The 25,967-nt window shown below is 69.0% G+C and carries 23 protein-coding genes; 12 read left to right on the plus strand and 11 right to left on the minus strand.

Features of this window, described 5'->3' with window-relative positions; translation table 11 throughout:
- The first annotated feature begins 94 nt into the window (after positions 1 to 94).
- Entirely contained in the window at positions 95 to 505 is a 411-nt protein-coding gene (locus tag CJ179_RS18725) for an NUDIX domain-containing protein (protein WP_244163738.1), read from the plus strand.
- Here the strand turns inward: CJ179_RS18725 and CJ179_RS18730 are convergent.
- On the minus strand, positions 502 to 1,854 hold the full coding sequence (locus tag CJ179_RS18730; protein ID WP_072948459.1) for a hypothetical protein: 1,353 nt from the start codon (positions 1,852 to 1,854) through the stop codon (positions 502 to 504). The genes CJ179_RS18725 and CJ179_RS18730 overlap by 4 nt on opposite strands.
- Before the next feature lie 111 nt (positions 1,855 to 1,965).
- Here CJ179_RS18730 and CJ179_RS18735 point away from each other — a divergent pair, with 111 nt between their 5' ends.
- Positions 1,966 to 2,718, plus strand: coding sequence for an isocitrate lyase/phosphoenolpyruvate mutase family protein (locus CJ179_RS18735; RefSeq protein WP_072948457.1), 753 nt, complete (start codon positions 1,966 to 1,968; stop codon positions 2,716 to 2,718).
- 39 nt (positions 2,719 to 2,757) lie between these two features.
- On the opposite strand, the gene CJ179_RS18740 is transcribed toward CJ179_RS18735, so the two are convergent.
- The 6 genes from CJ179_RS18740 to CJ179_RS18765 form a co-directional block, all read right to left on the minus strand.
- Positions 2,758 to 4,941 carry an AAA family ATPase gene (locus tag CJ179_RS18740; protein ID WP_072948456.1) on the minus strand — a complete coding sequence of 728 codons (2,184 nt, stop codon included), beginning with the start codon at positions 4,939 to 4,941 and terminating at the stop codon, positions 2,758 to 2,760.
- Between the two features lie 27 nt (positions 4,942 to 4,968).
- Positions 4,969 to 5,832, minus strand: coding sequence for a CDP-diacylglycerol--serine O-phosphatidyltransferase (gene pssA / locus CJ179_RS18745; RefSeq protein ID WP_072948454.1), 864 nt, complete (start codon positions 5,830 to 5,832; stop codon positions 4,969 to 4,971).
- The gene (locus tag CJ179_RS18750) at positions 5,829 to 6,542 is read right to left on the minus strand and encodes a phosphatidylserine decarboxylase (protein WP_095862479.1); all 714 of its coding nucleotides are present in this window, start codon (positions 6,540 to 6,542) and stop codon (positions 5,829 to 5,831) included. Before CJ179_RS18750 ends, pssA begins: the two co-directional genes overlap by 4 nt.
- A 63-nt stretch (positions 6,543 to 6,605) precedes the next feature.
- Positions 6,606 to 7,643 (minus strand): MerR family transcriptional regulator, encoded by a 1,038-nt coding sequence (locus CJ179_RS18755; RefSeq protein WP_095862480.1) that lies wholly within the window; start codon positions 7,641 to 7,643, stop codon positions 6,606 to 6,608.
- On the minus strand, positions 7,618 to 8,139 hold the full coding sequence (locus tag CJ179_RS18760) for a hypothetical protein (protein ID WP_095862481.1): 522 nt from the start codon (positions 8,137 to 8,139) through the stop codon (positions 7,618 to 7,620). Before CJ179_RS18760 ends, CJ179_RS18755 begins: the two co-directional genes overlap by 26 nt.
- Before the next feature lie 34 nt (positions 8,140 to 8,173).
- The gene (locus tag CJ179_RS18765) at positions 8,174 to 8,629 is read right to left on the minus strand and encodes an SRPBCC family protein (RefSeq protein WP_072948448.1); all 456 of its coding nucleotides are present in this window, start codon (positions 8,627 to 8,629) and stop codon (positions 8,174 to 8,176) included.
- Between the two features lie 476 nt (positions 8,630 to 9,105).
- Here CJ179_RS18765 and hutH point away from each other — a divergent pair, with 476 nt between their 5' ends.
- From hutH to CJ179_RS18780, 3 genes are all read left to right on the plus strand, one after another.
- Positions 9,106 to 10,653 carry a histidine ammonia-lyase gene (gene hutH, locus CJ179_RS18770; RefSeq protein WP_095862482.1) on the plus strand — a complete coding sequence of 516 codons (1,548 nt, stop codon included), beginning with the start codon at positions 9,106 to 9,108 and terminating at the stop codon, positions 10,651 to 10,653.
- A gap of 97 nt (positions 10,654 to 10,750) precedes the next feature.
- Positions 10,751 to 11,893, plus strand: a complete 1,143-nt coding sequence (locus CJ179_RS18775; RefSeq protein WP_095862483.1) for an RNA-guided endonuclease TnpB family protein — start codon at positions 10,751 to 10,753, stop codon at positions 11,891 to 11,893.
- Positions 11,894 to 12,027: 134 nt separating this feature from the next.
- The gene (locus CJ179_RS18780; protein ID WP_095862741.1) at positions 12,028 to 12,891 is read left to right on the plus strand and encodes an alpha/beta fold hydrolase; all 864 of its coding nucleotides are present in this window, start codon (positions 12,028 to 12,030) and stop codon (positions 12,889 to 12,891) included.
- Between the two features lie 7 nt (positions 12,892 to 12,898).
- On the opposite strand, the gene CJ179_RS18785 is transcribed toward CJ179_RS18780, so the two are convergent.
- Both CJ179_RS18785 and CJ179_RS18790 read right to left on the minus strand, forming a co-directional pair.
- A complete protein-coding gene (locus CJ179_RS18785; RefSeq protein WP_095862484.1) occupies positions 12,899 to 14,155 on the minus strand; it encodes an FAD-binding oxidoreductase in 1,257 nt (418 codons plus the stop codon).
- 103 nt (positions 14,156 to 14,258) lie between these two features.
- The gene (locus CJ179_RS18790) at positions 14,259 to 15,422 is read right to left on the minus strand and encodes a CdaR family transcriptional regulator (protein ID WP_095862485.1); all 1,164 of its coding nucleotides are present in this window, start codon (positions 15,420 to 15,422) and stop codon (positions 14,259 to 14,261) included.
- 147 nt (positions 15,423 to 15,569) lie between these two features.
- On the opposite strand from CJ179_RS18790, the gene CJ179_RS18795 reads away from it, so the two are divergent.
- From CJ179_RS18795 to groL, 5 genes are all read left to right on the plus strand, one after another.
- On the plus strand, positions 15,570 to 16,571 hold the full coding sequence (locus tag CJ179_RS18795; RefSeq protein WP_072948531.1) for a zinc-binding alcohol dehydrogenase family protein: 1,002 nt from the start codon (positions 15,570 to 15,572) through the stop codon (positions 16,569 to 16,571).
- 12 nt (positions 16,572 to 16,583) lie between these two features.
- Positions 16,584 to 17,477, plus strand: coding sequence for a universal stress protein (locus tag CJ179_RS18800; protein WP_095862487.1), 894 nt, complete (start codon positions 16,584 to 16,586; stop codon positions 17,475 to 17,477).
- A gap of 20 nt (positions 17,478 to 17,497) precedes the next feature.
- The gene (locus tag CJ179_RS18805) at positions 17,498 to 18,277 is read left to right on the plus strand and encodes an HAD-IIA family hydrolase (RefSeq protein WP_072948438.1); all 780 of its coding nucleotides are present in this window, start codon (positions 17,498 to 17,500) and stop codon (positions 18,275 to 18,277) included.
- An 80-nt stretch (positions 18,278 to 18,357) separates the two neighbouring features.
- Positions 18,358 to 18,912 carry a DUF6764 family protein gene (locus tag CJ179_RS18810; RefSeq protein ID WP_072948436.1) on the plus strand — a complete coding sequence of 185 codons (555 nt, stop codon included), beginning with the start codon at positions 18,358 to 18,360 and terminating at the stop codon, positions 18,910 to 18,912.
- 229 nt (positions 18,913 to 19,141) lie between these two features.
- Complete coding sequence (gene groL, locus CJ179_RS18815; protein ID WP_072948434.1) at positions 19,142 to 20,767, plus strand: chaperonin GroEL; 1,626 nt, start codon at positions 19,142 to 19,144, stop codon at positions 20,765 to 20,767.
- A 179-nt stretch (positions 20,768 to 20,946) separates the two neighbouring features.
- Here groL and CJ179_RS18820 read toward each other — a convergent pair whose 3' ends face one another.
- Positions 20,947 to 21,153, minus strand: coding sequence for a PspC domain-containing protein (locus CJ179_RS18820; RefSeq protein ID WP_072948529.1), 207 nt, complete (start codon positions 21,151 to 21,153; stop codon positions 20,947 to 20,949).
- Positions 21,154 to 21,887: 734 nt separating this feature from the next.
- On the opposite strand from CJ179_RS18820, the gene CJ179_RS18830 reads away from it, so the two are divergent.
- Complete coding sequence (locus CJ179_RS18830) at positions 21,888 to 22,931, plus strand: alpha/beta hydrolase family protein (protein ID WP_095862489.1); 1,044 nt, start codon at positions 21,888 to 21,890, stop codon at positions 22,929 to 22,931.
- Positions 22,932 to 23,004: 73 nt separating this feature from the next.
- On the plus strand, positions 23,005 to 23,838 hold the full coding sequence (locus CJ179_RS18835; RefSeq protein ID WP_241031315.1) for an alpha/beta fold hydrolase: 834 nt from the start codon (positions 23,005 to 23,007) through the stop codon (positions 23,836 to 23,838).
- Between the two features lie 52 nt (positions 23,839 to 23,890).
- On the opposite strand, the gene CJ179_RS18840 is transcribed toward CJ179_RS18835, so the two are convergent.
- Positions 23,891 to 25,966, minus strand: coding sequence for a prolyl oligopeptidase family protein (locus CJ179_RS18840; RefSeq protein WP_257015668.1), 2,076 nt, complete (start codon positions 25,964 to 25,966; stop codon positions 23,891 to 23,893).
- Position 25,967 lies beyond the last annotated feature (1 nt).

A 25,967-nucleotide genomic window follows, 5' to 3' on the forward strand; every position in this document is an offset into this window, starting at 1 on the left:
TGGGTCGGTTATTCGGACCCACAATCGCGGCAAATCGGACTAATGGGGCGCATTGTGTTATGGGCACGTGCCCGGACTGATCTATCTTGGGTCGGTGCCAGCCGAGATCCGAACCGCCGCGCTCGCCCACATCCGTGACCGCAAACTCCTCCAGACGCGTTCGGCGGGGAAGACCGCGTTCTACATGGCAGGCGGCAAGATCGACCCGGGCGAGAACGCCGAACAGGCTCTGCACCGCGAGATCCGGGAGGAACTCGACGCCGGAATCGTCGACGGGACGCTCGAACGCCTGGGGGTCTTCGAGGCGCCCGCGTACGGACATCCCGAGGGCACGGACCTGCACATGACCTGCTTTCTCGCCGAACTGAGCACCGAGCCGCGGCCGACGAGCGAGATCGCCGAACTGCGGTACTTCACCGTCGACGAATACGCGGCGATGCCGGACGTCGCGCCCGGCTCGATGCTCGTGTTCCGCCGGCTGCAGTCGCTCGGCCTCCTCGACTAGGTGAGTGGCGCGGTGCCCTCCGGTGCGCCGTGGCGCTCACGTAGCGAGTAGACGCAGAACGCGACGACGAGCAGCATCGCGACACCGGCGAGATGGTCGGACGCGGCGGTCGAGGCCGGCGACGACGGCAGGCGGTGTTCGCTGGGCGCACCCGAATAGACCACCCGGCTGCGGGGAACCGTGGTCGCCGCGACGAACACCAGCGACGCGAACGGCAGCGCCAGACCGAGCACCGCGACCGGCGCAGAACCCGGCAGCGCGGAGGCGAGCGCGAAACCCGTCCCGCCGCCCAGGACCCCCAGCCGGAGCAGGAGCGCGACGCCGTCGTTGCCGAAGTCCGGCGAGATGGTGGCGACCAGCGGAACGACGGCGGCGACACACAGACCCCACCCGGGCCGTCGCCGCTTCGGCGGAACCCTGACCGCCACCGCCATTCCCGCGGCGAGGGTGACGACGCCGACCGCCAGCAACGCCGGCGCGGGCGTCGTCACCCGCGGGGTCCGGAGGTCGTCGAGGACGAGCACGGCCGCGGCGGTGACCCCGGTCGCCGCGAGGAGGAAGTGTCCGTCGATCCCGGGGAGCCGTCGCCCGATCAGCACGGTCACCCCCAGGATCACGGCGAGCGAGAACGCCACGATCAGCCAGACCGTCAGGGGTTCGCCGAATTCCTGATCGTCGATCCACGCCCCGAGCAGCCGGTTGAGCAGCGCGAGTCCCAGGGCTCCGACCAGCGCGGTGAGCAGGGTCTTCCGTTCGGGGCGTTGCACCCGGAACTGCGACCGCGCCAGCACCGCAGACGCGAGCGCGAGCACGAGAACTCCGATCAGCAGCCACTGCGGAGGTTCGCCGATCGCCGAGGTGCTCATGCTTGCGGGCTCGACATACGCGGTATCGCCGCGCGGCAGTTTCTGCACGCTCGCGAGGAGGAACGCGCCCGCCACCCCGAGAGTCAGCGCCAGCTGCGAAACCCAGCGACCCCACACCGCGGCGACCGCGGCGCCCAGCAGGAACCCGGCAGTCGCGGTCTTGGCGAAGTGCAGGGCGATCAACGTGTCGACGCCGCCGGCGCCGGGTACCGCCCAGCGCGCGCCGATCAGGACGACCGCGCACGCCGCGGCCAGGAGCCACGACACCCGCCGGGAGCCCGACCGTTGCAGACCGCCCACCGCGATGACGGCGAGAACCAGGGCCACCACCACACCCGTCGGCTGGCTGCTGATCCACCGGTCGATCTCGCGATCGGAGGCGTTGATCGTCCAGGCCCGGTTACGGGGATTGGTGAGGACGAACCCGGCCAGTGCGCCGGACGCGAGCGCAGCCGCGGCCGACAGGGGTTCCCGGAAGTCCATTTGCCCACGGTACTCGAGCGGGTAGGAATGGAAATGGCGAACCCGGCGTTGGCACCGAAGGCGTGCCCGAGAACGACTCCGATCGAATACACCCGAGGCGAGGAGCCCCCTATGACGTCGATCAACGAGAAGGCCACCACCCTGCTGGAGCTGCACCGGCCCGGCAACCCCGTCATCCTGCCCACCGTGTGGGATGCGTGGTCCGCGAATCTGGCTGTGTCCGCCGGGTTTCAGGCACTGACGGTGGGAAGCCACCCGGTGTCCGACTCGATCGGCAAGCCCGACAACGAGGGGATCACGTTCGACGAGCTGCTGCACCGCATCTCGCAGATCACCGCCGCGGTGGAGCTGCCGCTGTCGGTCGACATCGAATCCGGATACGGCCTCGAGCCCGCCCGGCTGATCGAGGGTCTGATCGGTGCGGGCGCGGTGGGTCTGAACATCGAGGACACGGTCCACAGCGAGGGCGGACGCCTCCGTGAGCCGCAGGAGCACGCCGACTTCGTCGGAGGGTTGCGGCAGGCCGCCGACGCCGCCGGGGTCCATGTGGTCGTGAACGCGCGGACCGATCTGTTCGTGAAGCAGGTGGGCGACGAGTCCGACCGTGTCGACCGCGCGATCGCGCGCCTGAAGCTCGCCGCCGAGGCCGGAGCCGACGTGCTCTACCCCGTCGGCCGTCACGACGACGCCACCCAGAAGCGGCTCACGTCGGAGCTTCCGCTGCCCGTCAACGCGATCGGGCTGCCCGATCAGGACGATCCGGCGAGCTTCGGACCGCTCGGCGTCGCGCGGGTGAGTTTCGGCCCGTTCTTCCAGGCCGCGCTCGCCGCACACGCGGCCACCCTGCTCGGCCGCTGGTCCTGACCCGTGAGTACTTGTTAACCGCCGGCGGTTAACAAGTACTCACGGGCGCGACAGCGCATAGGCCTTCAGGTGCGCCACTTGCTCGGGATCGAGTGAGGGGCGCACCTTTTCGCGTGCCTCGGCCACGTCGGCCGCGGTGACGTCGGCGGCGTCGATGTTCCGGCGCATCGCGGCCAGCGCGGCTTCCCGCAGCAACGCCGAGCAGTCGGCGGCCGAGTAGCCGTCGAGATCGTCCGCCAGAGCGTTCAGGTCGACGTCGTCGGCGAGCGGGACCGCCTTCCCGGACGTCCGGAGGATCGCGCGGCGGGCGTCGCCGTCCGGCGGCGGCACGAACACCAGCCGCTCCAGGCGGCCGGGGCGCAGCAACGCCGGGTCGATGAGATCGGGCCGGTTGGTGGCGCCGACGACCACCACGTCGCGCAGCGGTTCGACGCCGTCGAGTTCGGTGAGCAGCGCGGCGACCACCCGATCGGCCACCCCGGAATCGGAACTCTGGCCGCGCCGCGGCGCGAGCGCGTCCACCTCGTCGAGGAAGATCAGCGACGGGGCCGAATCCCGTGCCCGCTGGAACAGTTCGCGGACCGCCTTCTCGGACGCGCCCACCCACTTGTCCATCAGCTCGGCGCCCTTGACGGCGTGCACACTCAGATGTCCCGAACTGGCCAGCGCCCGAACGAGATACGTCTTGCCGCAGCCGGGCGGGCCGTAGAGCAGCACGCCGCGCGGCGGATCGACACCCAGCCGGGCGAACGAATCCGGGTGCTGCAACGGCCACAGCACCGCCTCGGTCAGCGCCTGCTTGGTCTCCACCATGTCCCCGACGTCGTCGAGGGTGAGGCTGCCGATCGCGAGTTCCTCGCTGCCCGACCGCGACAGTGGGCGGATGACGTCGAGTGCGCCGAGGAGGTCGTCCTGGGTGAGCGCCGGCTCGACGGGTTTCCTGGCCGCGCGGGACGCGGCCCGCAGGGCGGCTTCCCGGCACAGCGCGGCGAGGTCGGCGACGACGAACCCCGGTGTCCGGGCCGCGATCGCGTCGAGGGCGATGCCGTCGCTGGGGACCTTCCGCAGGAGCAGTTCCAGCAAGGCCCGGCGGGTGGAGCCGTCGGGCAGGGTGAGGGCGAGTTCGCGGTCGCACAGGTCCTGCCCGCGCAACCGGGTGTCGACCGACTCCGGGTGCGCCGACGTCGCGACGAACGCGACCCCGACGGTCTCGACCGCGTGGCGGAGCTGTTCGATGATCAGCGCCGACACCGGCTCCGGGGTGGACGGCAGCAGGGCGTCGATGTCGGTGATCAACAGGACGCCGCCGCTGCGGATCGCCTCGACGGCCGCGGTGACCCGCTGCAGCCGGGAGCCTGCCTCGAGCGCGCCGGCACTCGGCCCGTCGAGTTCGACCACCCGCCGGGACGCGAGAACCGCACGGGCGAGCGTCGCCTTCCCGACACCGGCGGGCCCGGTCACGAGGACGCCCAGATGGGGCGAGGCCCCGAGCGTGCGGAGCAGTTCGGGTTCGTCGAGTGCCAACCCGAGCCACTCGGTGAGTTTGGCGGCCTGGGTGTGGGCGCCGACCAGGTCCTCGACCGGGACCGGGGGCACCTCCTCGGCGGGCCGGACCGGCGGTGCGGGCAGGCGGGACGGCGGCGAGGTCACCGTCGCGCGCACACCCTCACCCCACCCGACCGCGGTGTTGGGCTGCACGCTCACCGGACCACCGGCCGGGTCGACCCCGGTCACGGTGAGCAGTTCGGACGTCCAGGCGACACCGAACGTCCGGGACAGGGCCTGTGTCGCGGGGGCGGTGCTGGTTCCGGGGCCCAGGTCGCGGGGCAGCAGCGACACCGTGTCGCCGACCGTGAGGACCTTGCCGAGCAGGGCGTGACGCAGGGTGACGTCGGAGACGGAGTTGACGGCCAGATTGGAGCCGCTGACCGTCACCGTCTTCCCGCCGTACACCGTCACCGGTGTCACGACGACCGTGCTGTTCTCGGACAGCCCGGCGTTGGACAGCGTCACGTCGTCGAGGAGCGCGGTGCCGGTGGGGGTTCCGGCAGGCGCGCGACCGGCCACGGCGGCGGTGCGGCGCGCACCGATCAGGGCGATTGCGTCCCACTCGCGCAGACCGAGCGCGGCCAGGGCTTCCGGATGCAACCGGACCACGCCGCGCCGGGTGTCGGCGGCCGAGGTGTTCAGTCGGACTGTGAGCGCGAGTTCCGGTGAGGTCACGCCGTCGAGCCTACGTGTGGGAGCGACCTACCGGGCCCGGGGACGGCGCAGTCCGAGCCGTGCCGCGGACCGCCTGCCGCGGGCGTCGGGCTGACGCCGGATGGCCCGCCGCTCGGACGGCTTGATGTCCCACGTCTCGGGCCGCGCGGCCACCCACCGCTTCGAGTGGACGGCGAACGGAATGTGCCCGAGGTACACCGCGACGAGGACGATCAGCAGGATGTACGGGTAGGTGACGAGGGCCGCCGCCGCGAGCGCCACGAGGACGAGCAGACCGGCCGCCATGTGCGGGGGCACGGACACCGTCTTCAGTGCGAGCGTGGGGATCCGGCTGACGATCAGCGCCGCGGAGAACACGGTCCATGCGACGACGACGGGATACGACGACCACCAGCCGTCGCCCCACTGCGCGGCGGCGGCCAGCGGGGCCAGCGCGACCAGCGCACCCGCCGGCGCCGGGACACCCGTGAAGTACTCGTTGGCGTAACCCGGAATGTCGTCCTCGTCGAGGAGCGTGTTGAACCGGGCCAGCCGCAGCACGATGCTCACCGCGTAGATCAGGGCGATGATCCAGCCGAAACTCTGGCCGTCCAGCAGCGTGACGTAGAGGACGAGAGCCGGGGCGACGCCGAACGAGATGGAATCGGCGAGCGAATCCAGTTCGGCGCCCATCTTGCTGGTGGCGTCGAGCAGTCGCGCGATCCGCCCGTCGAGCGAGTCGAGGACCGCGGCGGCGCCGATCATGGCCAGTGCCGTTCCCAGATCCTCGTCCAGCGCGAACTTGACGGCGGACAGTCCCGCACACAGCGCGAGGATCGTGACGACACTCGGCAGGAGCCGCACCGCCTGCTGGGGTCGTCCCCTCCGCTGTTTCTTCGCGTTCGCGATCACGGCAGTTGAGCGATGACGGTCTCGGCGCCGATCGTCCGCTGTCCCCGCTCGGCGAGCAGCGTGGTGCCGGCCGGGAAGTACGTGTCGACGCGGGAGCCGAACCGGATCAGGCCATACGTGTCACCGATCGGGAGGGTGTCGCCGACCTTGGCGTCGCAGACGATCCGGCGGGCGAGCAGACCGGCGATCTGGACGACGGCGACGTCGTGGCCCTCCGCGGTGTGCAGCAGCATGCTGTTGCGTTCGTTGACCTCGCTGGCGTCGGCGAGGTCGGCGGAGAGGAACTTGCCCGGCCGGTGGACGACCTTTTTCACTTCGCCGCCGACGGGGCTGCGCTGGACGTGCACGTCCAGCACCGACAGGAAGATGCTGACCCGGGGGAGCGGTTCGGTTCCCATGTCGAGTTCGGACGGCGGGACCGCGGAGTCGACGAGCGCGACCTCACCGTCGGCGGGTGCGACTGCGACGCCGACACGGTTCGGCGGAACGCGGTGCGGATGCCGGAAGAAGGCGGCGCAGGCAGCGGCGGAGGTCAGTGCTCCGCGACGGACCCATTTGCGGTTGCGGCCGAGGACGGCCACGCCGAGTGGTGCGAGGACGAAGGGCAGCCCGGCCGGATGCAGGGGCGGAACTGCTCCGCGGACGAGGTCGACGATGTGCCCGACGCTCGTGGCTTGCGGGGTTCCGGGGGGTGTGGGCTTGCGTGCCACGGGCTCCTCTAACTGTGTTCGGACGGACGTGCTGCCTGCGCGCCATCGCGCCGCACCCACAGGTTACGTGAGCGCTTCCGGCTGCAACGGCATCAGGAGAGAGTACGCACTCGCGGGGTCCGATGTGTGAACGGATCGTGGCCGGATGGCGAGGGGCGTGATGGGCCCACCGACCCGGAACGTCAATTGCGCGCCGGGCAGCGCGTCGACCGCTTCGAGGAGAAAACCGGCGTTCACCTGCACATGGAAGCGGACGGGCCGCTCGGTGCCCGGGTGGCCGACGACGATCTCGCCCGACTCGAGAACCCCCAGATCCACCCGGTCACCCGCGTCGGCCAGGAGTACCCGCAGGGCCGCCGAGGAGAAGGTGTGTTCGATTCCCGGGTCGCGGGGCGACAGGCTGCGATGGTCGGGGAAGGCGCCGTCGACGAGACCGGTGGTGAGCTGTTCGCGGCCGCAGCGGAGGCTGACCGAGTCGGCTCCCACGACGACGGTCACCGTGTCGTGGCGCCGCAGCAACCCGGCAGCGTCGTCCAGGAACGTGCACGGGACGACCACGGAGATCGGCTGGTCCGGCGGTTCGAGCACGGTCGCCGTTCCGACGGCCAGCCGGTAGCGGTCGGTGGTGACGAGCCGCAGCACGTCGTGGTCCGCCTCGAAGAGGCAGCCGCGCAGCACCGGGAACTCCGAGTCGGCGTCGGCGGCGAACCGCACCGCCCCGACCGCGGCGCGGAGGTCGGCGGTGCGGAGGACAACCGTCCGCGTCCGGTCCGCTCGGGCGTCGAGCAGGCGGTGAATCCGCGTCAGTTCACGGCGGGCGTCGTCCAGCCCCTGCTCCAGCCGGCCGAGGTGCCGGTCGAGAAGTCCGTGGGCGTCGGTGCCGCTCAGCACGGCCGCCATCTCCTTCACCGGCATCCCCACCCGGCGCATCGCGGCGACGAGGACGGCGGCGTCCACCTGCCGGTCGGTGTACCAGCGGTAACCGGTGCGCGGGTCGACCGCGTGCGGGGTGAGCACCCCGGCCTTGTCGTAGAACCGCAGTGCGCTGACCGACAGACCGGACGCGCGAGCGAGTTCACCGATGCTGAGCACGGCGTCCACTCTGCCCCGGCGGTCCGACAGTCACGTCCAGTTCGGCGCGGAGCCGGGTGACGGCGCCGCGGATCATCCGTCCGTAGCCGTCGTCGGCGAGGTGGTCGCAGCTCTGCGCTGCCCGATCGAGATGGTGGCGCGCCTCGGACGACTGGCCGAGGGCGTGATGAGCGGCCGCCACGTTGAGGTGCAGCGACGGGTAGAAACCCGCGACCGACAGCGACGAGTGATGTTCCCGCGCCCGGTCGTCGGTCAGCGAGTCGGCGGCGCCGAGGGCTCGCAGGTCCCAGCGCAACTCCTCGGCGGGGTCGGTCTGGACGTCCGCCATGTAGTGGGCCAGCGTGACGACGTGCAGCGGGTCCGGCGTGGTGTCGCCGGACCCCTGGAGGGCGTCCCACACCTCGTCGAAGATGCGCCGGGCGCCCTCCCGGTCACCCGCCACTGCCCGTTCCTGCCCCTGCGAGATCCTCGCCATGACGGCGTCCGGTGTGTCCATGCGGACCACGCTGAGGCCTCGACCAGGTCGAGGGTCAACCCGGCTACTTGCCCTCGGCCGCCGACTTGATCCGGGCGAGGGTGGTGTTCATGCCGTTGACGAGGTCGACCTCGAAGTCTTCGTTGCCGCCGAGGACGGTCTTGACGAGGAACTGCGACACCTTGGACGTGCCGGTCGGGGCTTCGCGGCGCTCGATGACCTTGGTCCCGCTTGCGGTCGGCTCGAGTTCGTACGACCAGATCGTGCGGTTCTCGAGGATCCGGAAGGCGATGGCCTTGTTGGGCTGGAACTTCACGACCTTCGACGTGGTCGGCCACACGAGGAAGCCCTTGCGGTTGATGTTGACGGTTTTCGTGCCCTCTTCGACGACGCCGCCGAGGACGCGCATCTTGCGGCACTGGGGGCTCCATTCGCCCATCCGCTTCAGATCCGAGACGACCGCCCACACGTCTTGCGGGGTCGCGTCGATGTCGATGCTTGCTTCGAGGGTGGTTGCCATCGGCTGTCTCCAGTCAGGGAAGGTGGTACGTAAGGTAACAATTACTTTTGCGTCATGGTAGGCCCTGTGGCCGGAGAGCTGTGCGGTAGGTCACTGAAACGTGGCCCGGCCTGCAGTTTTCCAGCACTTCCGCGCGCCTCATCGAAACCGTGTAACCAAAGGGGCACGATTGGCAATGAGTCAATAGTGCGACGAACTGTCGCCGATGCAATGGCGCAAATTGGAAAGTTGTCGAGTCGGTGTTCGGAAGTGATCGGTAGTGAATGTTCATTCGATCCTGCGGTGGGACCGCAGCCCTCTCCCTCTACTCGAATCAGCCCGATTGCAAGGACGTCCGTCCTCGTGGCCGAGTGAAAAACTCGAACGTCTGATGACGCCACGCGAAATCGAGGAAGCTCTACGCGGCCGGTTGTAGACACGGTCGAGGCTCCCGCAATCCCGTCACTCTCCGCCCGGACGCGGGGGAGACTGGGGTTGTGGGAGCCGAAGAGTGTGTCGTGGTCGGAACCGGTGCGGTCTCCGCCGAAGAAGTGATCCGGGTGGCGCGCCACGGCGCGCCCGTGCGGATCTCGCGCGACGCGATGTCGGCGATGGCGGAGACCCGCAAGCGCATCGAGGCGCTGGCCGCGGACCCGAAGCCCGTCTACGGCATCTCGACGGGGTTCGGGGCCCTCGCCACAAGGCACATTCCCTCTGCCCTGCGCACGCAACTGCAGCGCAGTCTCGTCCGCTCGCACGCCGCCGGAAACGGGCCCGAGGTGGAACGCGAGGTGGTGCGCGCTCTGATGCTGCTCCGACTGTCGACCCTCGCCACCGGCAGGACCGGCGCCCGGCCGGAAGTCGCGCAGGTCTACGCCTCGCTGCTGTCGGCGGGGATCACTCCGGTGGTGCACGAGTACGGCAGCCTCGGGTGCTCCGGTGATCTGGCGCCGCTGGCCCACGTCGCGCTCGCGGTGATCGGCGAGGGCACGGTGCGGGACGCGGACGGCGCCCTCATGCCGGCCGCGGCAGCGTTGTCCTCGGCCGGGATCGTGCCGGTGGTCCTCGAGGAGAAGGAGGGTCTCGCCCTCATCAACGGCACCGACGGAATGCTCGGCATGCTGGTGCTGGCGTGCGAGGACCTGCACGCGCTCCTGCGGCTGGCCGACGTCACGGCGGCGATGAGCGTCGAGGGGCTGCTCGGCACCGACAAGGTGTTCGCCCCCGACCTGCAGGCGCTGCGGCCCCACCCCGGCCAGGCCCGCGCCGCCGCGAACATGGTCCGCCTGCTCGCCGGCTCCGAGATCGTGCAGAGCCACGCCAACCCGAGTTGCACCGTGGTGCAGGACGCCTACTCGTTGCGGTGCGCGCCGCAGGTCGCGGGCGCCGCGCGGGACACGCTCGCGCACGCCGAGCGGGTGGCGTCGTGGGAACTGGCGAGCGCCGTCGACAACCCGGTGGTCACGCTCGACGGCCGGGTGGAGTCGAACGGCAATTTCCACGGGGCGCCGGTCGGGTACGTCCTGGACTTCCTGGCCATCGTCGTCGCGGACGTCGCGAGCATGAGCGAGCGCCGCACCGACCGGTTCCTCGACGTCGCCCGCAACCACGGGCTGCCGCCGTTCCTGGCCGACGATCCGGGGGTGGACAGCGGCCACATGATCGCCCAGTACACGCAGGCCGCGATCGTGTCGGAACTGAAGCGGCTGGCGGCGCCGGCGAGTGTCGACTCGATTCCGTCGTCGGCGATGCAGGAGGACCACGTGTCGATGGGGTGGTCCGCCGCCCGGAAGCTGCGCCGGGCGATCGACGGGCTCACCCGGGTCCTCGCCGTCGAGGCGCTGACGGCTGCTCGCGCGCTCGACCTGCGGGCCCCGCTCGCACCGTCACCGGCGACGGGGGCGGTGCGGGACACGATCCGCGAGCACGTCGCCGGACCGGGAACCGACCGTCACCTCGCGCCGGAGATCGAGGCCGCAGTCGCCCTCGCCGCCTCCGGTGCGCTGGTCGCGAGCGCGGAGGCGGTGGTGGGCCGGCTGGACTGACGCTGTTGATCCGTGAGTCTTTCGGCGCACACCCGGTCCTTCAGGTCCGGGATAGCTGATCTGGTTGTGTCGGACTGTGGGGCTAGTGTCTTCGGTCATGGCGGGGAGGGTGGTGAAGCGGGCGTTCAAGTTTCGTTTCTATCCGACTGCGGTGCAGGCGGAACAGCTTGCTCGGACGTTCGGGTGCACCCGGTATGTCTACAACCGGGCGTTGGCGGAGCGGTCGCGGGCGTGGTCGCAGGAGCAGCGGCGGGTCACCTATGCGGATACCTCGAAGATGCTCACCGGATGGAAACGGGACACCGAGACGGAGTGGTTGGCGGAGCCGTCGAAGGGGCCGTTGCAGGAGTCTCTGCGGCAGTTGCAGGGTGCGTTCGAGAGGTTCTGGCGCGGGCAGTCCCGCTACCCGCAGTTCAAGAGGAAGGGCCAGTCGAAGGATTCGGCGACCTACTATTCGAACTGCTTCACCTACCGCGGCGGGCAGCTCCGGTTGGCCAAGCAGGCCGAACCCCTGGATATTCGGTGGTCGAGGCCGCTGCCGGAGGGGGCCGTGCCGTCGCAGGTGACGGTGTCGCGTAATGCTCGTGGTCAGTACCACATTTCGATCCTCGTCGAGGACACGATCACCGAACTCGAGCCGACCGATCGGGTGGTCGGGCTCGATGCCGGGATCACCAGCCTGTACACGCTGTCGACGGGGGAGAAGATCACCAACCCGCGCCATGAACGCACGGACCGTGCGCGGTTGGCGAAGGCGCAGCGGACGCTGGCCAAGAAGCAGAAGGGATCCCGGAACCGGGCCAAGGCCCGACTGAAGGTCGCGAAGATTCATGGCCGGATCGCCGATCGGCGCCGCGATTATCTGCACAAACTCTCCACTCGACTGGTGCGCGAAAACCAAGTGATCGCCATCGAGGATCTGAGTGTGCGGAACATGGTCAAGAATCGGTCGTTGTCTCGGGCGATCTCGGATGCGGGTTGGTCCGAGTTCCGGTCGATGCTCGAGTACAAGGCCGACTGGTACGGGCGGCGGGTGGTGGCGGTCGACCGGTTTCATCCGTCGTCGAAGACCTGCTCGGTGTGCGGGGAGGTCGCCTCGGCGATGCCGCTGAATGTGCGGGAGTGGACGTGCCGATGCGGCGCCGTCCACGACCGGGATGTGAACGCGGCGAGGAACATTTTGGCCGTCGGACTGGCGGTGGCAGCCTGCGGAGACGGTGTGAGACCACCCCGCACCTAAAGTGTGGGGAGGCGACTGTCGGTGAAACAGGAACCTCGGGACGTGAGTCTCGAGGGGAATCTCGGTCGTTCACGGCCGAGAGCAAGTCAAGTCTCGAGTCTTGCGACTACCGTGGACTGCAGGAGATGGTCCGCATGACTCTCGCGGAGTTCGACACACGCCGGAAGACCGTCGACACCGACCGTGGACCGGTCAGCTACCTCGATTCCGGCGCCGGCCGTGTGGCGTTCTTCATTCACGGCGTCGGGACGTCCGGCTACCTGTGGCGCAACGTGATCCGTCAACTCGAGGACGAACGACGGTGCATCGCCCTGGACCTCCCGCTGCACGGTCGCACCCCCGCCGCACCCGATCAGGACTTCACGCTGGGCGCACTGGCCGACGTCGTCGCGGCCACCTGCGACGCGCTGGGTTTGGAGAAGGTCGACGTGGTCGCCAACGACACCGGCGGCGCGGTCGCGCAGATCTACGCCGCCCGGCACCCCGACCGGTTGTCGACGCTGACGCTGACGAACTGCGACACCCACGACAACGTGCCGCCGAAGGCATTCCTGCCGGCCGTGTTGCTGGCCCGGGCCGGACTACTCGCCCGCATTCTGCCGCCGTTGACGCGGAAGGTGAAGAGGGCTCGTAAGCTGTTGTACGGCACCGGGTATCAGAACGTGCGTTCGCTGCCGGAAGAGGTCGTCGCGGCGTACGTCGAGCCGCTGCTCGGCACCCGCGACCGCGCGTTGCTCTTCCAGCGCTGGATCGCGTCTCTGAATCCGCGCGATCTGCTCGCGGTCGAGCCGGACCTCGCGGCGCTCGCGGTGCCCACGCTCATCGTGTGGGGCACGGGAGACCTGTTCTTCCGGACCCCGTGGGCCTACCGGCTCCGCGATCTCATTCCGGGAGCGCGGGAAGTCGTGGAGATCCGGGGTGGCAAGCTGTTCTTCCCCGACGAGCGTTCGCGCGAACTCGTCGTCGAACTGCGCAGATTCTGGGCGGCCCGGTCCTGAGCCGGGTTCAGCGCAGCGGGTCGAAATGCCGCATGACGGCGGGAACCTCGCCCCCGGTCATGGAGTCGGCCATCATGCGTCCGGTGAGCGGACCCAGGGCGATGCCCCACATGCCGTGGCCGCCCGCCACGTGCACACGGGGGGAGCGGGTGGCGCCGACGAGCGGAAGTCCGTCGGTGGTGCAGGGCCGGGATCCGACCCACTCCTCCCGCCGCGATTCCCAGTCGATGCCGGTGAACATGGGCGTCGCGGCCGCGATGATCGCCTGCACCCGGCGCGGGTCGAGAGGTGCGTCGGGACTGCGGAATTCCATCATCCCGGCGACGCGGAAACGGTCGTGCAGTGGGGTGCACGCCACGCGCTGGGTGGGGAAGTAGATGGGGTTCTTCGGCATCTGCTCGGGCTGGACGCTGAAGCTGTACCCGCGGCCGGCCTGTACCAGGGCGCGGACACCGAACGGGCGGGCGAGAGTATTGAGGTGTGCGCCGCCCGCGAGGACGACGGAATCGGCGGTCACCGTGTCGCCGGAAGCCGCGACCAGCCGGACGCCCGACTGCCCCTGATCCTGCACCGTCGCGACGTCGAAGCCGGACCTGATCTCGCCGCCCCGGGCGCGGACGGCGTCGGCGAGCGAATGCACGAAACGCGGCGGGTCGATGAAACGCTGGTTGCGCAGCCGCAGACCGGAGTGCACGCCGTCGCCGAGACTCGGCTCGAGAGAGTGGATCTCGTCCCGGTCGACGCGGTCGTACTCGACCCCGCCGCCCGCGGCCTCGACGTGGCGGAACTCGTCGACGAGCGCTTGCCGGTCCTCGTCCGACTTGAACGCGGTGAGGAACGGGTCGGCGAGATGCGTGTGCTCCCGGACGCCGCCGTCCGCGAGTTCGTCGTAGGCGCCCAGGGAGATCCGGTTGACCTCGGCGTACACCTTCATCGCGTCCGCCCACCGGGAGGGCGTGCAGTGCCGGGCGAAGCCGACGAGGAAACGCACCAACCGCAGATCGGTCGTGAACGGCACATAGACCGGCGAGGACGGATTCAGCATCGCGCGCAGGCCGTACCGCAGCACGGCCGGTTCGGGCAGCGGCAGCGTCAACGCCGGTGCGAGCCAACCTGCATTGCCCCAGGACGCATCCGCCGCGACACCCGCACGGTCGACGACGGTGACGCGCACACCACGCTCCTGGAGGAACCACGCCGTGGACAATCCGACGACGCCTGCTCCGACGATCGCGACATGGTCAGGGCGCTGCACTGTGCTCATGACTCCATCATCGGCGGGCGACGGAGCCGGGGCAGTAGCCGTTCGGCCAATCCCGGACAGCGCCCCCTGTGCAATCGGCCAGGGGTCACAAATCCCCCAGCGGTCACCAATCCCGCAGTCCCGTCAGCTTCAGGTGCAGCATCAGGATGAGCCGGGTGTCCGCGTCGGTCAGGTCCACGTCGCACGAGTCGACGCAGCGCCGCAGCCGATTCCTCAGCGTGTTGGGGTGCACGCGCAGCGCGGCGGCGGCATCGGCGACGTCGCCGCCGTGCGCCAGGAAGGCGCGGGCGGTGGCGACGAGATCGGTGCCGTGCTGCTCGTCGTGCCGGGTGAGCGCGGCGAGCGGGGTGAGCTCGCCCAGGCCGTCGAAGATGTCGGCGACGCGCAACGCCAGCACGGACGCGAGACTGTCCCGCATCGTCCCGGCGACACCACCGGACCGGGAGTGCTGCAGCACGGTGAGCACCCGGTCGGCGTCCCCGCGCGACAGGTGTGCCTGGCTGGCCGTGCTCACCTCGCGTCCGACGGCGACCACGAATGTTGCCCCGCTGCGGGCGCGGCCGAGGAAGTCCTCGGCGAGGCGCCGGACGTCCTTCTCCGACGCGGCGATGACCACGTAGATGACGTCGTCGAGCTGCGCGGCCACCGAATCGACCGCCAGTGTGTCGAGGTACAGGCCGAGGGAGGCGAGCAGACCGGAGGGCAGCGGGCGCCCGATCGCGACGGGGGCGGCCGCCGCGACCGTCAGCCGTCCCTCCAGCCGGAGGTCGTCGGCGGCACGGAAGGCGGGCTCGCCGCCGTTGATCAGCGCGCGGACGCGGTCGACTTGCATCCGGCGCGTCACGTCCACCCGTTCCCGCTCCGCCGCGATGTGCTCGGCGACGACCGGGACCGCGGACCGCAGGATCGATTCCTGTTCCGGGGTGGGGGCTGACGTCATCGCCGCCCAGATCGACCCGACCGACCGTCCCGCGTCCCGCACCGCGATCACCGCGCGGGGAGTCATGTCCGGCAGTCCCATGTCCACGTAGAAGACGTCGGTGTCCCGGTGCAGGCGCTCGAAGACGCCCGCATCCTCGAGGAGTTGCCGGTACTTCCCGGGCACCTGCCGTCCCAGGATGGTCTCGATGCGCGCTTGGTCCACGGCCTGCTCGCCGCTCGAATAAGCCAGGACGGTCGAGTTCTCGTCCTCGATCGTGATCGGGGCCCCGATCAGCTCGGCCAGCGACCCCGCCACCGTGAACAGGTCTTCACCGCGCAGGTCCATGGGTGCGAGCCTAGTTGCCGGCCGCGGTCCGGCCGGGTCTTCGCCGCGGTCCCGTGTCGTCGAGACACGGCCCTCCGGGTCCTGGCGGTGGCCACCCGTCACGGGCATTGTGGGGGTATGGCGGCGACGCAGGGCGGAACCGGAACGATGACCGCGTGGCGCGTGGTCGCTCCGGGTCCTGTCGCGGGCCACCCGCTGGAACGGGCGAGCGAGCCCATACCCGAGCCGGGGCCGGGCGAACTTCTCGTGAAGGTTCTGGCGTGCGGAGTGTGCCGCACCGACCTGCACGTGACCGAGGGGGATCTTCCCGTGCACCGGCCCCGGGTGATTCCCGGCCACGAGGTGGTGGGGGAGGTTGCCGCACTGGGGGATTCGGTGACCGAATCGTTCGCCGTCGGGGACCGGGTGGGCATCGCCTGGCTGCGGCGCACGTGCGGACAGTGCGCGGCCTGCCTGCGCGGCGCGGAGAACCTGTGCAGGCAGTCGCAGTACACGGGATGGGACGCGGACGGCGGGTACGCCGAATTCGCGACGGTCCCGGCCGACTACGCGCTGCACCTGCCGGCGGGGTACACGGACACCGAACTCGCCCCGCTGCTGTGCGCCGGGATCATCGGCTACCGGGCACTCGAGCGCGCCGCGGTCCCCGTCGGCGGCGCGCTCGGCATCTACGGGTTCGGCGGCAGCGCGCACCTCACCGCCCAGGTCGCGTCGACGCGCGGCGCCCGGGTGCACGTCATGACGCGAGGGGCGGAGGCCCGGGCATTGGCGGAACGACTCGGGGCGACGTCCGTGCAGGGCGTGCGCGACACACCGCCGGAGCCCCTCGACTCCGCGATCCTGTTCGCCCCGGTCGGCGACCTGGTGCCCGTCGCGATGGAGGCGCTCGCCGACGGCGGCACCCTCGCCGTCGCCGGAATCCACCTCACCGACATTCCCGCGCTCGAGTACCAGCGGCACCTGTTCCGGGAACGGCAGATCCGCAGCGTCACCGCCAACACCCGTTCGGATTCCGTCGAATTCCTGCGCATCGCAGCGGAACACCGGCTGAGCATCGACACCCACCCGTACCCACTCGACCGCGCCGATCGGGCCCTCCGGGACCTGGCAGGCGGAAAGTTCAGCGGTGCAGCAGTTCTCGAGCCGTAGAGGGAGAGAGATATGAGCGAACACGCAGGGGCACCCGTCGTCGTCGGTATCGACGGGTCCCGGGCCGCGCTCGACGCGGCGCGCTGGGCCGCGGGCACGGCGGTCCGGCTCGGAGCCCCGCTCCTGCTCGCCCACACGTACCCGGACGAGGCCACGTTCTACAACGGCACCGCGATGATGATCGACGCCCAGTTCATCCAGGAACTGCGTGAGGACGGCAACTCGATGCTCGACGCCGCCACCGCCGTCGCCCTGCAGGATCAACCCGGACTCGCCGTCGAGCGCGACGTCCGATCCGGGACCGCGGCGTCCCACCTGATCGAGCTGTCCCGGGCGGCGCGGATCGTCGCGGTCGGCGCGCAGGGTGCGGGTGCGGTCACCGACTATCTCCTCGGATCCACGGTCCTCCGGACGGTCAACCACGCGCACAGCCCGGTCGCGGTGGTCCGGGGAGAGCCTGCGCCGGAATCACCGGACGCCCGCCCGATCGTCGTCGGCGTGGACGGCAGCCAGGTCAGTGAGAAAGCCGTCGAGGAGGCGTTCGCGCTCGCGTCCGCGTTCGGGGTCGGTCTGGACGCGGTGCACGCGTGGAGCGGGGAGAAGCAGCACGGACTCGCGCACGCGTCCAAGTACGTCGACTGGGCCGCGTACGAAGAAGGGGAGAAGGCCGTCGTGTCCGAATGCCTCGCCGGGACCCGCGACGAATATCCCGACGTACCGGTGACCGAGGTGACGACACAGGGCGCGTCCGCCGACGTCCTGCTGCGGCACGCGGCGACCGCGCAACTGCTGGTCGTCGGAAGCCACGGCCGGGGCAAGGTGATGGGTGCCCTGCTCGGATCCGTCAGCCAGAATCTCGTGCATCACGCTCCCTGCCCCGTCCTCGTCTGCCGGACTCGGCAGTGACGCCGGGATAGGCTCCTGTCATGGCTGGGGTCGAGGGTGTCCTGCTCGATATAGACGGTGTGCTCGTTACTTCGTGGCATCCGATCGACGGCGCCGCCGCCGCGGTGCGGGAGGTGCGCGAGCGCGGACTCGCGTGCGCGTACCTCACCAACACGACGTCGAGGACGTGCGACGAGGTCGCCGACGGCCTCCGGTCGGCGGGCATCGAAGCCGACTCCGACGAGATCGTCACCGCGGCCCGGCTCACCGCCGAGTACGTCCGGTCGACCTATCCCGGGTCGCGGGCCTGGGTCCTCAACAGCGGCGACATCACCGCCGATCTGTCCGGGATCGAACTGGACGACGACAACCCGGAAGTGGTGATCCTCGGCGGCGCCGGGCCCGAATTCACCCACGCCGCACTCAGCCGCGTGGTCGAGTTGATGCTCGACGGCGTCCCCGTCGTGGCGATGCACCGGGGCACCACGTGGGCCACCCACGACGGGCTGCGCATCGACACGGGCACCTACCTCCCCGGGATGGAGGAGGTCGCGGGAACCAACGTCGTGTCGGTGGGCAAGCCGTCGCTCGCCGCGTTCCTCACCGCCACCGATCTGATGGGCACGGGACCGGACGTGACGATGATGGTCGGCGACGATCTGACGGGTGACGTCCTGGCTGCGCAGCGCGTGGGACTCATCGGTGTGCTGGTGCGGACGGGCAAGTTCCGCCAGTCGATTCTGGACCTCGCCGCGCAGCGACCGGACCACGTCGTCGACTCCGTCGCGCAGCTGCCGAAGCTCCTCGACGAACTCGCCTGAGCGGGGTCCGGGACTAACCGGCCCGGAGCGGGTACTCTCGCGGCGAATCCTCCAATTCGACGTTCCCAGAAGGAGCTTCCATGCTCGCTGTCTCCACCCCCGTCACCTCGACCGCCTCGGCATCGCGTACTCGTATCTCGTCTCTCTTCGGCCGACGGCTGGCACGTGTGGGAGCGGCGATGGCCGTGGGTCTGGGCGTCGCGGCGGGAATCTCGGTGGCAGGCGCAGGTGTCGCCGGTGCCGCCCCCGTCAACTGCGTCTCCCCGCCGTCGGCCAACGACGTCCAGGTGTCGGACACCGCGAGCTGCGGCGCCAAGGCGACCGAGGCCGGCACCGCCCACGCGATGGCCGCGGACAGCGGCACCGCGGTGAGCGTCGCCAACGGGCACAGCGGCGCCACCACGTACGCCAACGGGTACGGAACGTCGCTCGGTGCGTCGACGGGCTCGGGTCAGGCGTACGCGGTCTCGCTCGGCGGCGGCATCGCCCGTTCCGGTGCGGCCGACGGCACGACCACCGTCGCGATCGCGGGCTGGGGTTCGGGTGCGACGGCCGACGCGAACGGCGTGGACTGCGTCGGCGCGCTGTCTCTCGCCTTCAACCTGAACACCGGTCAGGTCTGCGCGATGCGCTGATCGCCCCGGCGCAGCGCTTCCGTCCCGACCTTGCACTCACCCTGTTCGAGTGCTAAAAATGCACTTGGCACTCGCCGCGGGTGAGTGCCAGGTCGGGACGGTGAGACCGGGAACCACAGACACCCCTGGTCGTCCGTCGCGGGCACCGAACTCGGCCGAAGGCGTAAATGAGGCGACCCGACTAGCGGTCGCCTTGTGTGTCACCCCCAATCCGGAGGATCACTTCGCAATGGCCAAGATCATCGCGTTCGACGAAGAGGCCCGTCGCGGCCTCGAGCGGGGACTCAACGCCCTCGCCGACGCAGTCAAGGTGACGTTGGGCCCCAAGGGTCGCAACGTCGTGCTCGAGAAGAAGTGGGGCGCCCCCACGATCACCAACGATGGCGTGTCCATCGCCAAGGAGATCGAGCTCGAGGACCCCTACGAGAAGATCGGTGCCGAGCTGGTCAAGGAGGTCGCCAAGAAGACTGACGACGTCGCCGGCGACGGAACCACCACCGCTACCGTTCTCGCCCAGGCTCTCGTCCGTGAGGGCCTCCGCAACGTCGCTGCCGGCGCCAACCCGCTGGGTCTGAAGCGCGGCATCGAGAAGGCCGTCGAGGCCGTCACCGTGCGTCTGCTCGAGACCGCCAAGGAGATCGACACCAAGGAGCAGATCGCTGCTACCGCTGGTATCTCCGCAGGCGACCCGTCCATCGGCGAGCTCATCGCCGAGGCCATGGACAAGGTCGGCAAGGAAGGCGTCATCACGGTCGAGGAGTCCAACACCTTCGGCCTGCAGCTCGAGCTCACCGAGGGCATGCGCTTCGACAAGGGCTACATCTCGGCGTACTTCGCCACCGACCCGGAGCGTCAGGAAGCCGTCCTCGAGGACGCGTACATCCTGCTCGTGAGCTCCAAGATCTCCACGGTCAAGGACCTGCTGCCGCTGCTGGAGAAGGTCATCCAGTCCGGCAAGCCGCTGGTCATCATCGCCGAGGACGTCGAGGGCGAAGCCCTGTCCACCCTGGTGGTCAACAAGATCCGTGGCACCTTCAAGTCCGTGGCCGTCAAGGCTCCCGGCTTCGGTGACCGTCGCAAGGCTCAGCTCGCCGACATCGCCATCCTCACCGGTGGCGAGGTCGTCAGCGAAGAGGTCGGCCTCTCCCTGGAGACCGCCGGACTCGAGCTGCTCGGCCAGGCACGCAAGGTCGTCATCACCAAGGACGAGACCACCATCGTCGAAGGCGCGGGAGACCCCGAGGCCATCGCCGGTCGCGTGTCCCAGATCCGCGCCGAGATCGAGAACAGCGACTCGGACTACGACCGCGAGAAGCTGCAGGAGCGTCTGGCCAAGCTGGCCGGTGGCGTTGCAGTCATCAAGGCCGGCGCTGCCACCGAGGTGGAGCTCAAGGAGCGCAAGCACCGCATCGAAGATGCCGTGCGTAACGCCAAGGCTGCCGTCGAAGAGGGCATCGTCGCCGGTGGTGGCGTGGCTCTGCTGCAGTCGGCTCCCGCACTGGACGACCTGAAGCTCGAAGGTGACGAGGCCACCGGTGCGAACATCGTTCGCGTCGCCCTCGAAGCTCCGCTGAAGCAGATCGCCTTCAACGCGGGCCTCGAGCCCGGCGTCGTTGCCGAGAAGGTTCGCAACCTGCCCGCAGGTCACGGCCTCAACGCCTCGACCAACGAGTACGGCGACCTGCTCGAAGCCGGCATCAACGACCCGGTCAAGGTCACCCGCTCCGCGCTGCAGAACGCAGCGTCCATCGCGGCTCTGTTCCTGACCACCGAGGCCGTCGTCGCCGACAAGCCGGAGAAGGCCGGAGCGCCCGTGGGCGACCCGACCGGCGGCATGGGCGGTATGGACTTCTAAAGGCGGCTACGCCTACCGTGCGTGGCTGAGGAGTCCTCGGGCTCGTTCACCGCGCACGGGCACGAAGTGCTCCGAAAGAGCCCGGGACACCAACTGGTGTCCCGGGCTCTTTCTCGTCTGTGCGTCGTTTGCCGGGTCCGTTTCACGGCCACAGTGCTTTTCGGGGTTGTGTTCTCGTCTCAGTGTCCGGCAGGCATCAGCATCCAGGCGGCGAGGTAGACGAGGGCAGCGGTGCCGCCGGTGACCAGAGTGGCCACCACGGTGAGCAAGCGGACGAGGTTGACGTCCACCGAGAAGTATTCGGCGATGCCGCCGCAGACGCCTGCGAGCATCTTCTGGCTGTCGGAACGGGTGAACTGGCGGGGAGTGTTGCTGTCGAATGTCATGCGTCCAGTCTGTTCGGCCGGACGTGCCGGCACATCGGGATGTTCCCGGATCTCGACCCTGGTCTTTCACCCTGAGCAGTGACGACGCGCCGAAGAACTAGAAATCCCACACTTCGGGTCGAATTGATGTAATACTGAAAAATTTTGTTTGCATCATCCATTTTTCGGGATAAATGAGATGCGTGTACCACGGCCAAAGAAGAGATGTGCGAAATTCGCCAACTCGCCGTTTCTTCGGCGGGAAATTCAAGCGGAGCGACAAGCAAATGTCCGGAAACGGTGAAGCGAAGTATGTTCTGTCGCTCTTCGATTACGGGAACGGGAACCCGGGAGTCGAGGTCTCGGCATAACTCCTGGTGGTGCAGCATGTTTCGGAGGTAAATTGGGGATTAGCCGGTGTCTGAACATCAGTTCTTCGTTAAGTCAACGATCGCAAATGTTTACCACTTCGTGCTTATTCGGCGCGGAAACTCGGGTACAAATGACGAAGCCCCTGAAGGTGGGGGATATCGAATCCGCTGAATCGACAAAAGGAGTAAAAAATATGTCGACCGTCATTACGTCCTTGCTCGACGCGCTCACCACCCTCATCGGCTTCCTCGGGTCCGTCGAAGGATAGGGGCACCCGTTTCGACCCCACTTCTGAACGAGAGCTGGAGTTCGCATGACATCATGTGGGCTCCAGCTCTCGCCTCTACGGAGTCGGGCAGGCCACGTCGCAGCGAAGGAGAACGATGGTCAACCGCACTGCAGCGGGTAGGTACGGGGTGCGCTTGGCGCTCGCGGTCGCTCTGACGACGGCCACTCCCTGCCTCGGGGTCCAGGCGTCCGCTTCCGCAGATCCCGCCGAAGACGCCACTGTCGCGGCCGGCGGCTCCCACCTGGTGAGCACCGACCCGATCGACGACCGGCAGTCGACCATTCACGTGTACTCGGCCTCCATGGACCGCGAGATTCCGCTGCGGGTGATCACCCCCGCGGACACGAGCGCGCCGAGGCCGACGCTCTACCTGCTCAACGGTGCGGGCGGCGGCGAGGACTCCGCCACGTGGCAGGCCCGGACCGACGTCGTCGACTTCTTCGCCGACAAGAACGTCAACGTCGTCACGCCCATGGAGGGCGCGTTCAGTTACTACACCGACTGGGAGCAGACCGACCCGGAACTGGGCAACAACAAGTGGACGACGTTCCTCACGCAGGAACTTCCGCCGATCGTCGACTCCGCGTTCGACACCAACGGCGTCAACTCGATCGCCGGCATCTCGATGGCCGGTAGCTCCGTGCTGAGCCTGGCGCAGTCGGCGCCCGACCTGTACCAGAGCGTCGGCGCCTACAGCGGGTGCGCGATGACCAGTACCGACCCCGGTCGCGCGTACGTACGTATGGTCGTCGAGGGTCGCGGCGGCGGCGACACCTCCAACATGTGGGGTCCTGAAGACGGTCCGGGGTGGGCCGCCAACGACCCGTACATCAACGCGGAGAAGCTGCGCGGACTCGACATCTATGTCAGCAACGGATCCGGGCTGCCCGGGGCGGGCGATCAGCTGAACGCACCGGGAATCAACGGCGACGTCGGGACGCTCGCCAACCAGATCCTCGTCGGCGGCGCCATCGAGGCCGCCACCAACCAGTGCACCCACGCGCTGGCGGACAGACTGAACGAACTGCAGATTCCCGCGACGTTCGACTTCCGGCCCACCGGCACCCACTCCTGGACCTACTGGCAGGAAGACCTGCACAAGTCGTGGCCGATGCTCGCCGCGTCGATCGGCCTGTAGCGTCCGGTCTCGGAACAGAATCGACCCCCGCAGATCCCGGATCTGCGGGGGTCGAGCCGTCTAGTCTGACGAAGTGGAGACAGTACCGATCCAGATGCCCGACGGAACCACTACTCCGGTTCGCCTGTTTCCCGGCCCGGACGACGCCCCCGTGATCGTGGTGTTTCCCGGACTGGGAATTCCCGCCGGCTACTACGAACCCTTCGCCGAGGAACTCGTGTCCCGGGGATTCAACGCGGCGATCGGCGAACTCCGCGGCCAGGGCGACAGTCGCCCCCGCCCGAGCAGCGACAGCACGTACGGCTACCACGAACTGGTGGCCCTCGACTTTCCCGCGATCTTCGAAGTGGTGCGCGAGCGTTTTCCTGCGGCGACGCCGTTCCTGCTGGGGCACAGCATGGGCGGTCAGCTCGGTGTGATGTACGGGGCACGGATCCGGGGCCGGCTCGGCGGGATCGTGCTCGTCGCGTCCGGGTCGCCGTATCACCGCGGGTTCCCCGGGATCCATGCCCCGCGGATGCTCGTCGGCGCCGCGGCGATGTCGATGACCGCCAACCTGGCCGGGTTCTGGCCAGGCGACAAACTGGATATCGGCGGGTTCGGGCGGCAGTCGAAGGTGCTGATCACTGATTGGTCGCGATTCGCCCGCACCGGCAGGATCGAACCCGACGGCGCCGACATCGATTACGAGGAACGCATCGCCCGGCTGAAACTGCCGGTGCTGTCCGTGACCGTCGAGGGGGACGATCTGGCTCCGGAATCGGCGGCGAAGAACCTCCTCGCGAAACTCCCCAACGCGGACGTCACCCTGTGGCACCAGCCGCAACCACTCGGCCACAACGGGTGGATCCGCGAGCCCGCGAGCACCGTCGACCGGATCGTCGACTGGATCCACGACCACACCTGACCTGTGAGTACTTGTTAACCGCGGGCGGTTGAGAAGTACTCACAGGTGGGGGTCAACGGGTGAGCTGCTCCCACAGGAACGTGAACGTGAGCGCCGATTTGAACGCGGCCTGCGCGTTGTCCGCGGCCCCGCCGTGCCCGCCCTCGATGTTCTCGTAGTACCAGACCTCGTGGCCCTGCTCTTCGAGCAGCGCCGCCATCTTGCGGGCATGCCCGGGATGGACGCGGTCGTCGCGGGTGGAGGTGGTGACGAGGATCGGCGGGTAGTCCGCCGCCGCGTCGGTGTTCTGATACGGCGAGTACTCGCTGATGAACTTCCAGTCGTCCGGGTTGTCCGGATCGCCGTACTCGGCCATCCACGACGCCCCGGCGAGCAGCAGGTGGTACCGCTTCATGTCGAGGAGCGGAACCTGGCACACGATCGCGCCGAACAGTTCCGGGTAGCGGGTGAGCATGACGCCCATGAGCAGCCCGCCGTTGCTGCCGCCCTGGATTCCGAGCTGCTCCGACGTGGTGATACCCCGGGCCACGAGGTCGCGGGCGACCGCGGCGAAGTCCTCGAACGCTTTGTGCCTGCCCTCCCGCACCGCCTGGGTGTGCCACGACGGGCCGTACTCGCCGCCGCCGCGGATGTTCGCGACCACGTACGCGCCGCCGCGTTCGAGCCATGCGAACCCGACCGACCCGCTGTACCCGGGGACCATCGAGTTCTCGAAGCCGCCGTACCCGTACAGCATGGTGGGGCAGGGTCCGGTCACGTCGTCGCGGCGCACCACGAAATAGGGGATCTCGGTTCCGTCGTCGGACACCGCGAAGTGCTGCGACACCGACATGCCGTCCGCGTCGAAGAACGAGGGCGCCTGCTTGACGGGTTCGAGCGCACCACCGACGGAGCCGTACAGCAGCGTCGCAGGCGTGGTGAATCCGCTGGAGTTGACGAAGAAGTCGTCGCCGGTGCGCGGGTCGGTGCTGATGATCCCGCTCGCCGTGAGTTCCGGGACACCGTCGAGAGGCTTCTCCTCCCACCCGGTGTCGTTCGGCGTGAGCACCGACAGCTTGGTCTGCACGTCCGACAGTCGCACGAGGAGGAGGTGGTTCCTGGTCCACGTTCCCTGTTCGAGGGACGTGTGCTCGTCCGGGGTGAACAGCGGCGTCAGCTCGCGGGACCCGGCGAGGAAGTCGACGTAGTTCGCGACGAGCAGCGACCCGGCCGGGTAGACGGTGCCGTTCACCTCCCAGTCGGTGCGCGGACGGATGGTCAGCCACTCGCGGTACACGGACGAACCCGCGTCGTCCGGGGTGTCGATCCGGACCTTCGACCCGTCGGGGAGCAGTTCGTAGCGTTCGGAGTTGTAGAAGTCCATCGACCGGCCGACGAAGTGCCGCTCGTACCCGGGGGTGTCGTCGTACGACGCGCCGACGGACACGTCGGTGGTCTCGCCCTCGAAGACGGTGACCGCCTCGGTGAACGTGGTGCCGCGATGCCAGCGTTTCGCGATTCTCGGGTAGCCGGAGTCGGTCATCGAGCCTTCGCCGAAGTCGGTCCCGACGTACACGGTGTCCTTGTCGATCCAGCTGATGCTGGTCTTCGCCTCGGGCACGTCGAATGCGTGGTCGCCGCCGACGAATTCGCGCGTCTCGAGGTCGAATTCGCGCACCACGGACGCGTCGGCGCCGCCGCGCGAGAACGACAGCAGGGCACGTGACTGCTCGGGTCGCAGCACGCTGGCGCCTGCCCACACCCAGTTCTCGCCCTCCCGTTCGGCGAGTGCGTCGACGTCGAGCAGGACGTCCCACTCGGGGTTGTCGGTGCGGTACTGCTCCAGGGTGGTGCGCCGCCAGATGCCGCGCTTGTGTTCGCCGTCGCGCCAGAAGTTGTACAGGTACTCGCCGCGCATGCCCGCGTAGGGGATCCGGTCGTCCGTGTCGAGCACGTCCAGGATCCGGCTCTCCAGCGCGGAGAACCCGGCGTTCTCGGTGTACTCGGCGAGCGTGCGGGCGTTGCGTTCCCGCACCCAGTCGAGTGACCGTTCCGCGGTGACATCTTCGAGCCAGAGGAAGGGATCCGTCATGGCGCCATTCTTGCAGGCGGTGTCGTGCCTGGTCGCGGCGGGAAAGGTGTGACGGATG

It is taken from the genome of Rhodococcus sp. ACS1, assembly GCF_002300155.1.
Taxonomy (GTDB): Bacteria; Actinomycetota; Actinomycetes; order Mycobacteriales; family Mycobacteriaceae; genus Rhodococcus_F; species Rhodococcus_F koreensis.

Bases quoted from the DNA above. Each gene is read 5' to 3' on its own strand.
- CJ179_RS18830 (WP_095862489.1), top strand. From the start codon at position 21,888: ATGGTCAACCGCACTGCAGCGGGTAGGTACGGGGTGCGCTTGGCGCTC.
- CJ179_RS18785 (WP_095862484.1), bottom strand. From the start codon at position 14,155: ATGAGCACAGTGCAGCGCCCTGACCATGTCGCGATCGTCGGAGCAGGC.
- CJ179_RS18790 (WP_095862485.1), bottom strand. From the start codon at position 15,422: ATGGACCTGCGCGGTGAAGACCTGTTCACGGTGGCGGGGTCGCTGGCC.
- CJ179_RS18820 (WP_072948529.1), bottom strand. From the start codon at position 21,153: ATGACATTCGACAGCAACACTCCCCGCCAGTTCACCCGTTCCGACAGC.
- CJ179_RS18795 (WP_072948531.1), top strand. From the start codon at position 15,570: ATGACCGCGTGGCGCGTGGTCGCTCCGGGTCCTGTCGCGGGCCACCCG.
- CJ179_RS18780 (WP_095862741.1), top strand. From the start codon at position 12,028: ATGACTCTCGCGGAGTTCGACACACGCCGGAAGACCGTCGACACCGAC.
- groL (WP_072948434.1), top strand. From the start codon at position 19,142: ATGGCCAAGATCATCGCGTTCGACGAAGAGGCCCGTCGCGGCCTCGAG.
- CJ179_RS18735 (WP_072948457.1), top strand. From the start codon at position 1,966: ATGACGTCGATCAACGAGAAGGCCACCACCCTGCTGGAGCTGCACCGG.
- CJ179_RS18800 (WP_095862487.1), top strand. From the start codon at position 16,584: ATGAGCGAACACGCAGGGGCACCCGTCGTCGTCGGTATCGACGGGTCC.
- CJ179_RS18765 (WP_072948448.1), bottom strand. From the start codon at position 8,629: ATGGCAACCACCCTCGAAGCAAGCATCGACATCGACGCGACCCCGCAA.
- CJ179_RS18805 (WP_072948438.1), top strand. From the start codon at position 17,498: ATGGCTGGGGTCGAGGGTGTCCTGCTCGATATAGACGGTGTGCTCGTT.
- CJ179_RS18730 (WP_072948459.1), bottom strand. From the start codon at position 1,854: ATGGACTTCCGGGAACCCCTGTCGGCCGCGGCTGCGCTCGCGTCCGGC.
- CJ179_RS18775 (WP_095862483.1), top strand. From the start codon at position 10,751: ATGGCGGGGAGGGTGGTGAAGCGGGCGTTCAAGTTTCGTTTCTATCCG.
- CJ179_RS18810 (WP_072948436.1), top strand. From the start codon at position 18,358: ATGCTCGCTGTCTCCACCCCCGTCACCTCGACCGCCTCGGCATCGCGT.